Origin of the sequence: Pseudomonas sp. GXM4, from assembly GCF_008923895.1 — a bacterium.
In the GTDB taxonomy this organism is placed as follows: Bacteria; Pseudomonadota; Gammaproteobacteria; order Pseudomonadales; family Pseudomonadaceae; genus Aquipseudomonas; species Aquipseudomonas atacamensis.
Genome location: NZ_WBRZ01000284.1, coordinates 1 through 6654, shown reverse-complemented (window position 1 = coordinate 6654; position 6654 = coordinate 1). Strand labels below are relative to the sequence as shown.

Here is a 6654-nt window from a genome sequence, read left to right as displayed (position 1 = left end):
CGGGTGCCGGTCGATCCTTTGCAGCCACGCATAAAAGCCCGGGCGGGTCTGGCGCAGGTGTTCACGGCTGCCGGCCCAGCGGCTCACCACGGCCGCCAGCACATCCAGCGCGCCGGGCGTTTCGTCATCTAGGTACAGCTCTCCGGAAAACTGATCGGCGAATACTTCCCAACTGAAATGCAGGCGCTGGCGCGTGCCGGCGATCAGGTTTTGCCGTGCGTTCTCGTCGGGCGTGCTCAGCCAGCGCTCGGGGTAATCGATGATGCCCACCGCCGCATAGCAATTGCTGACGATGTAGGCGAGACCGCGAATCGCCTGATCACGATCGGCAGCCTTGCTCGGCAGCAGGCCGGATTTGGGAAACTTCAGGCCCAAGTGAATCAGGATCGCCGCGCTTTCAGTCATGGCGCTGCCGTCCGGCAGTTGCAAGGTCGGTATCTGTTTCAGCGGATTGAGTTTGCCCAGCGCGTCGTCGGCCTCGGCGCTGGCTTCGGTATCAATGAAGCGATAGGCGATCTGGCACAACTCCAGTGCCGCCTCGACGGCAGCCGCGCCGGAATTCTTGTGCCCGTAGAGCTGGTACATGTCCGTTCCCCCGATAAGGCCTTTGCACAGGGTAGATGGCTGGCTGGCCTGACGTAGAAAATTCTGCAAATGTGTCGTGATTGGCACGTTTTTCCCATGCACTGCCGACTTGCGAAATCAACCTTCGCCAATCAGCGCTGGCGGTGCCCATCCCGCACCAAGAGCATTCATCGAACGCTATCCGCGTTCTTGTAAGGTGCGACAGCGAACCAAAAGTTCGCCTGTCCGAGCTGGCAATAAGGAGTTCACCTGTGAATCTTCAAATGCTCCGCCGTACGACATACCCCACTCACTCGCAAATCCAGCCCCAAGTTCAGCCGAGCCTATTCAGCCTGGCGCGTTTCTCCTTTATTACCTGAAACCCAATGCACACTTTGCGTGCCTGGCGATCGAGCGATCGCCGGGCGCCAAGTGTTATTTATTTTTTAAATACGGCAATTAATAAAAGGCACAACAACAAGATTGTCGAACAATGACTTTCCGTCATTGAAGTTGCACCAAAAGCGCACGCCCGAATGTGATGCAGTTAACCAATACTCCAGAATCAAAATAAGGAACATGTCCTGTGAACCGCTGAATGACTGACCTGCACCAAATCGATTCGCTACGCACCGATAGGTGCTAAGCCTGATCACCGAGCAGCCGCTCTATCCCGTCGATTGGCGTGATACAGCGTTCCCTCTGACTCGCTTTGGAAAAAGCCCTTCTGCGAGGACTTGAGGACCACTTCGCGCCGAATAAACAGTGGGCGAAATTGAAACTTATATAAATGCGACATCAGCAACACCGAAGATATGCCTTCAACCCGTTTCAGCAACATCTGGCACACCTGTTGCAAACTGTAACAAACCTGAGACAGCTCGCGTCTCCGCACAACAACAAGCCACGGAATGGATAATGATCAATCGATATAGATGCTACTAAGCCATTAAATTTGTTCGAGGCCGTTTAAACAGATAGTTCAACTATCGGCTCGCGTACACCTTGAAGAAAGTTGCACCCACTCACTCGAACATCAGCCATATGTTCGGACGGCACCTTATTGCCCTTCATCTGACCCGAGGGAGCTTTAATGAACGATGCGGTAAAGCACAAAACCCTGCCGGGGCCGTTGCGGCAAGCACCGGTCTCGCCGGCAACGGGCAGGCCGGCGTTTACAGCCAATACGTCACGACCCGGCGGGTTGAACAAACCACAGATGCTCTTGCTGATCGCCGTGTCGGCGCTGATACACGGCGGCGCGTGGTGGTTCTTCCATCAGGCGCGGCCGGAGCCACTGCCGACGCCGCCGGAAATTCCGGAAATGACCGTCGAGCTGACCAGCCCGACGCCTCCGGCCCCGCCAACACCGGAACCACCACCGCCGCCCCCGCCTCCACCGCCGCCGGAACCCGAGCAGCCGGTGGAAGACGAGGACGCGGTCAAGCCGCCGCCCAAACCGGTGGAGAAGCCCAAGCCAATCGAAAAACCAAAACCGGTCGAGAAACCCAAACCGGTGAAGAAAGTCGAGCCACCGAAAGCGCCGCCGGCCCCGGCGCAACCTGCCGCACCTGCGGCGCCGACAACACCAAGCGCACCACCGGCACCACCTGCTGCGCCCGCTCCGGTCAAGGAGTCGGCGGCGATTTCCGGCCTGGCCAGCCTTGGCAACCCGCCGCCGGAATACCCGTCGCTGGCGCTGCGGCGCAATTGGGAAGGCACCGTGGTGCTGCGCATTCAGGTGCTGGCCAGCGGCCGTGCCGGCAGCGTGACGGTGACCAAGTCCAGCGGCAAGCCGCAACTGGATGAGGCGGCCGTCGCGGCGGTGAAGAACTGGAAGTTCATTCCGGCCAAGCGCGGTGACACGCCGATCGACGGCTTCGCCACCCAGACCATCGATTTCAAATTGCCGCAATGACGGCGCAACCGACTCATTACTGATTAACGCAAGCGAGGTGTAGCCATGAACGATTCACTGTCTTCGATGATTGTCCCCGGTGTGCTCTGGGGCCTGGTGCTGTTTTCCGTGGTCAGTTGGGCGATCCTGCTGGTCAAGTCGGCCCAGTACCTGCGCCAGAAAGCGCAGAACAAGCAGTTCGCCAAAGCCTTCTGGAGCGCGCCGGACCTGCTCACCGCCGCCGAACACGCCAGCCAGTATCCAGGCTCGCTGGCGCGCATCGCCAGCAGCGGTTTCGAAGCCCTGCTGGTGGAAGAGTCGCCACGCACCACGCAACAACTGGCGCACACCATCAACCGCTCCGACCGCCTGGAACGCAACCTGCGCCAGCAGATCCAGAAAGAACGTCGCTCGCTGGAAAACGGCCAGGCGATCCTCGCCAGTATCGGCAGCACCGCGCCGTTCATTGGCCTGTTCGGCACCGTGTGGGGAATCATGGAAGCCCTGCAAAGCATCGGCGAAACCGGCTCGGCCAGCCTTGAAGCGGTCGCCGGGCCTATCGGCCACGCGCTGATCGCCACCGGCGTGGGCATCGCCGTCGCCGTGCCGGCAGTGCTGATCTACAACTTTTTCCTGCGTCGGCTGAAACTCGCCTCGGCGGACATGGACGACTTCGCCCACGACTTCGACGCCCTCGCCTCGCGCAGTGCGTTTTCCATCAGCCGCCAGGCCATTGCCAGCAAAAGCACCAACGCCGTGCGGGAGGCCAGCTGATGTCCTTCTCTACCCAAGACAGCGATGAAGTGCTCAGCGAAATGAACGTCACGCCGCTGGTCGACGTCATGCTCGTGCTGCTGGTGGTGTTCATTGTCACCGCGCCGCTGATGACCAACGCGATCAAGGTCAACCTGCCGAAAACCGATGCCGTCGCCCCTGCCGAAAAGAAAGACCCGGTGGTGGTCAGCGTCGATCAGGACGGCAAGTTCTATCTGGCCAAGACCGAGCTGGCCCCGGAATCCCTCGAGGCCAGCCTCAGGGAGGTCAAGGCCAAAGACGCCGACGTGCGCGTGCAGTTGCAGGCCGATGCCGCCGTCAATTACGGCCAGGTGGCCAAGGCCATGGCATCGATCGAACGCTCCGGCATCAGCAAGATTTCGGTGATGACCACCCACTGAGTGCGGTGCCGGGCGGCTGTTGAAAGCATCCGCCCGGCACCGCTGAAAAAAGAAATCCCGTCGCACCCGGCCGACCGAAAAAACGCTACGCGTCTTCGGAGGGGATCGGCTTGCTTGAAGAAAGTGGTTTTCCGCGCGCGGTATCACCGGAAGCGGAGCAATGAGCGGCTCACAAGGCCAATTCGATAACGTCTGAAAATCGGAAACAACCATGCTGATGAACACTCCACGCTTCACGCTCAAACCTTTGGTGGCAACGATGTCTCGCCACCGTTTCGTTCCGCTGTATCTGGTGGCCATGGGGATGGGCGCCGGGACCGTGCAAGCGGCCGAGGACGACAGCAGCGCCACGCCGGCAGCCGCTGTCGTGGCGGCGCCGACCCCGCAACTGCAACGGGTCGAAGTGACCGGTTCGGCGATTCGCCGGGTCGATGCGGAAACGGCGGTGCCGATCACCATCCTCAAGGCTGACGAGCTGCGCAAACAGGGCGTGACCACCACTGCCGAACTGGTCCAGCGCATCACTGGCAGTCAGTCGATCAACAACAGCGCCGGCTCCGTCGGCGCGGCCACTGGCGGTGCGTCGTTTGCCGACATGCGCGGCATCGGCGCGAACAAGACGCTGGTGCTGCTCAACGGTCGACGCCTGGCCAACAATGCCCTGTCGGGGACCAACTCGGCCGGCGGCGCGGTGGACCTGAACATGATCCCGTTCGCCGCCATCGAGCGCGTGGAAGTGCTGCGCGACGGCGCCTCGGCCCTGTACGGCACCGACGCCATCGGCGGTGTGATCAACTTCATCACCAAGAAATCCCTTACCGACGGCGCGTTGACCCTCGGTGGCGAAACGCCGACCCACAGCGGTGGCGGCGCGACCAAGGACATGAGCGCCAGTTGGGGCTACGGCGATCTGGAAGAAGACCGCTTCAACGTCCTCGGCGTGTTCAACTACAACAAGCAGCAGAACCTCGACGCCAACGACCGCTCCTTCGCCACCGACTACGCGCCCGGTCGCGGTCTCGATCAGACCTCCGGCACCGCGTTCCCCGGCAACTACAGCCAGAACGGCAACGCCACCAACCCGTTGGCCAACAGCAACTGCAACGGCCCCAACCTGATCGCCCGCGACGGCTTGTGCCGCTTCAGCACCCGTGAATACATCGATCTGGTGCCACAGACCGAGAAGACCTCGTTCTTCGGCAAGACTACCGCCAAGCTCGGCGATGATCACAACGCCAACCTTGAATATTTCTGGTCGCGCAACAACAACGCCGTCGCCGTCGGCCCGGCGCCACTGACTGGTCTGAGCCTGGATTCATCGTCGCCCTACTACCCCGGCAACGGCATCACCCCGGCGCCGACCGATTTCGCCCTCGACCCGACGCAGCCGGTCGACGTCAACTGGCGCGAGACTGCCGCCGGCCCGCGTGAATCGAAAGACCAGAACACCAGCCAACGCTTTCTGCTGAGCTTCGACGGCCTGGTCGGGGGTTGGGATTACAACGTCGGCGCCTCGTACAACCAGAACAAAATCGTCTCCAGCGTCACCAGTGGCTATGTCAGCGATCAGGCGATGATTGACGGCCTGGCCAGCGGTTTGCTCAACCCGTTCGGCCCGCAGACCGCTGCCGGCCAGCAGTACATCGACGCCGCCGCGTACCACGGCGCCTACTCCACAGCCGTGGGCCGCGTCGCCGGTTTCGATGGCCGCGTGAGCCGTGAAATCGGCGACTGGTTCGGCGCAGGTCCGTCCGGTCTGGCGCTGGGCGGCGAGTACCGCAAGGAGAAATTCCATCAGGACTTCGAGTCGTTCGCCGGCGACATCCAGAGCCTCGGCATCGACCCGGCCGGTAGCGTCGAGGGCGACCGCAGCGTCAAGGCCGCCTATGCCGAACTCAACGTGCCGGTGCTCGACAGCCTTGAATTGTCCGCCGCTGTGCGCCACGACAAATACAGCGACTTCGGCAGCACCACCAACCCGAAATACTCGTTCCGTTATCAGCCGTTGAAAGAGCTGGTGGTGCGTGGCGCCTACAGCGAAGGTTTCCGCGCGCCGTCGCTGTATGAACTGTATTCGCCGCGCAGCATCACCTTCACCCAGGGTTTCTACAACGATCCCGTGCTGTGTACTGGCGGCGTGGTGCAACCAGGCGGTAACGGCGGGCGTGATTGCGGTCAGCAATTCCTCAACCAGATTGGCGGCAACGAGGATCTGGCCCCGGAGAAGGCGCGCAACGTGACGTTGGGCTTCGTCTACCAGCCGATCAGCAACCTCTCGGTGGGTCTGGATTTCTGGTGGATTCACATCTCCAACCAGATCCAGCCGTTCCCGGAATCCACCGTGTTCGATCAGGCCGGATCCTACCCGGACCGCTTCGTGCGCAACGCCGACGGCACGCTCAACTACATCGTCACCGGCAACGCCAACCTCGGCATCGTCGAAACCAACGGTGTCGATGTGTCGCTCGACTATCGCTTCCCGAACACGCCGTACGGTCAGTTTGGTCTCGGCCTGCAAGGCACCTATGTCGACGAGTACGACTTCCAGAGCACTATCAAAGGCCCGTTCACCGACAAGGTCGGCGACTTTCAGGGTGACGGCGTGATCGCGCGCTGGAAGCACAACCTCACCGGTAGCTGGAGCCTGGGGGCGGCGCGGGCAGCGCTGACCAACCGCTTCACCACCGGTTACAACGACTATGACCGCGACACCCATTCGCGCGTGGCCTCGTATTCGGTGTGGGATCTGTCGGCCGGTTACACCTTCAACAAGGTGCTCGACGTCGATGCCGGGATGAAGAACGTGTTCGACCGCAACCCGCCGTTCTCCAACCAGGCCTACAACTTCCAGAGCGGCTATGACCCGCGCTACACCGACCCGCTGGGCCGGACATTGTTTGCGCGCATGACTTACCACTTCTAACCCCAAATAAAACGCATCCCTCTGTGGGAGCGAGCCTTTGTGGTGAGGGGATTTATCCCCGATGGGGTGCGAAGCGCCCCCAAGACCTGCCAACG

At 61.3% G+C, this 6654-nt stretch carries 5 protein-coding genes; 4 read left to right on the top strand and 1 reads right to left on the bottom strand.

Annotated features, from left to right (window positions below):
* Positions 1–585 (bottom strand): glutathione S-transferase N-terminal domain-containing protein (locus F8N49_RS23860; RefSeq protein ID WP_151552841.1); only part of this gene is annotated, 585 nt, incomplete at its 3' end.
* 1072 nt (positions 586–1657) lie between these two features.
* Here F8N49_RS23860 and F8N49_RS23855 point away from each other — a divergent pair.
* The 4 genes from F8N49_RS23855 to F8N49_RS23840 all read left to right on the top strand — a co-directional run bounded on the left by F8N49_RS23855 (position 1658) and on the right by F8N49_RS23840 (position 6559).
* Positions 1658–2482: a TonB family protein gene (locus tag F8N49_RS23855; RefSeq protein WP_151552839.1), complete on the top strand. Its 825-nt coding sequence runs from the start codon at positions 1658–1660 to the stop codon at positions 2480–2482.
* A 45-nt stretch (positions 2483–2527) separates the two neighbouring features.
* Positions 2528–3235 carry a MotA/TolQ/ExbB proton channel family protein gene (locus tag F8N49_RS23850; RefSeq protein ID WP_024013489.1) on the top strand — a complete coding sequence of 236 codons (708 nt, stop codon included), beginning with the start codon at positions 2528–2530 and terminating at the stop codon, positions 3233–3235.
* Complete coding sequence (locus F8N49_RS23845; protein ID WP_073471362.1) at positions 3235–3636, top strand: biopolymer transporter ExbD; 402 nt, start codon at positions 3235–3237, stop codon at positions 3634–3636. Before F8N49_RS23850 ends, F8N49_RS23845 begins: the two co-directional genes overlap by 1 nt.
* Positions 3637–3847: 211 nt before the next feature.
* The gene (locus F8N49_RS23840) at positions 3848–6559 is read left to right on the top strand and encodes a TonB-dependent receptor (protein WP_178117070.1); all 2712 of its coding nucleotides are present in this window, start codon (positions 3848–3850) and stop codon (positions 6557–6559) included.
* Positions 6560–6654 lie beyond the last annotated feature (95 nt).

Coding starts and splice junctions, on each gene's coding strand:
- F8N49_RS23855 (WP_151552839.1), top strand. CDS start 1,658: ATGAACGATGCGGTAAAGCACAAAACCCTGCCGGGGCCGTTGCGGCAA.
- F8N49_RS23850 (WP_024013489.1), top strand. CDS start 2,528: ATGAACGATTCACTGTCTTCGATGATTGTCCCCGGTGTGCTCTGGGGC.
- F8N49_RS23845 (WP_073471362.1), top strand. CDS start 3,235: ATGTCCTTCTCTACCCAAGACAGCGATGAAGTGCTCAGCGAAATGAAC.
- F8N49_RS23840 (WP_178117070.1), top strand. CDS start 3,848: ATGCTGATGAACACTCCACGCTTCACGCTCAAACCTTTGGTGGCAACG.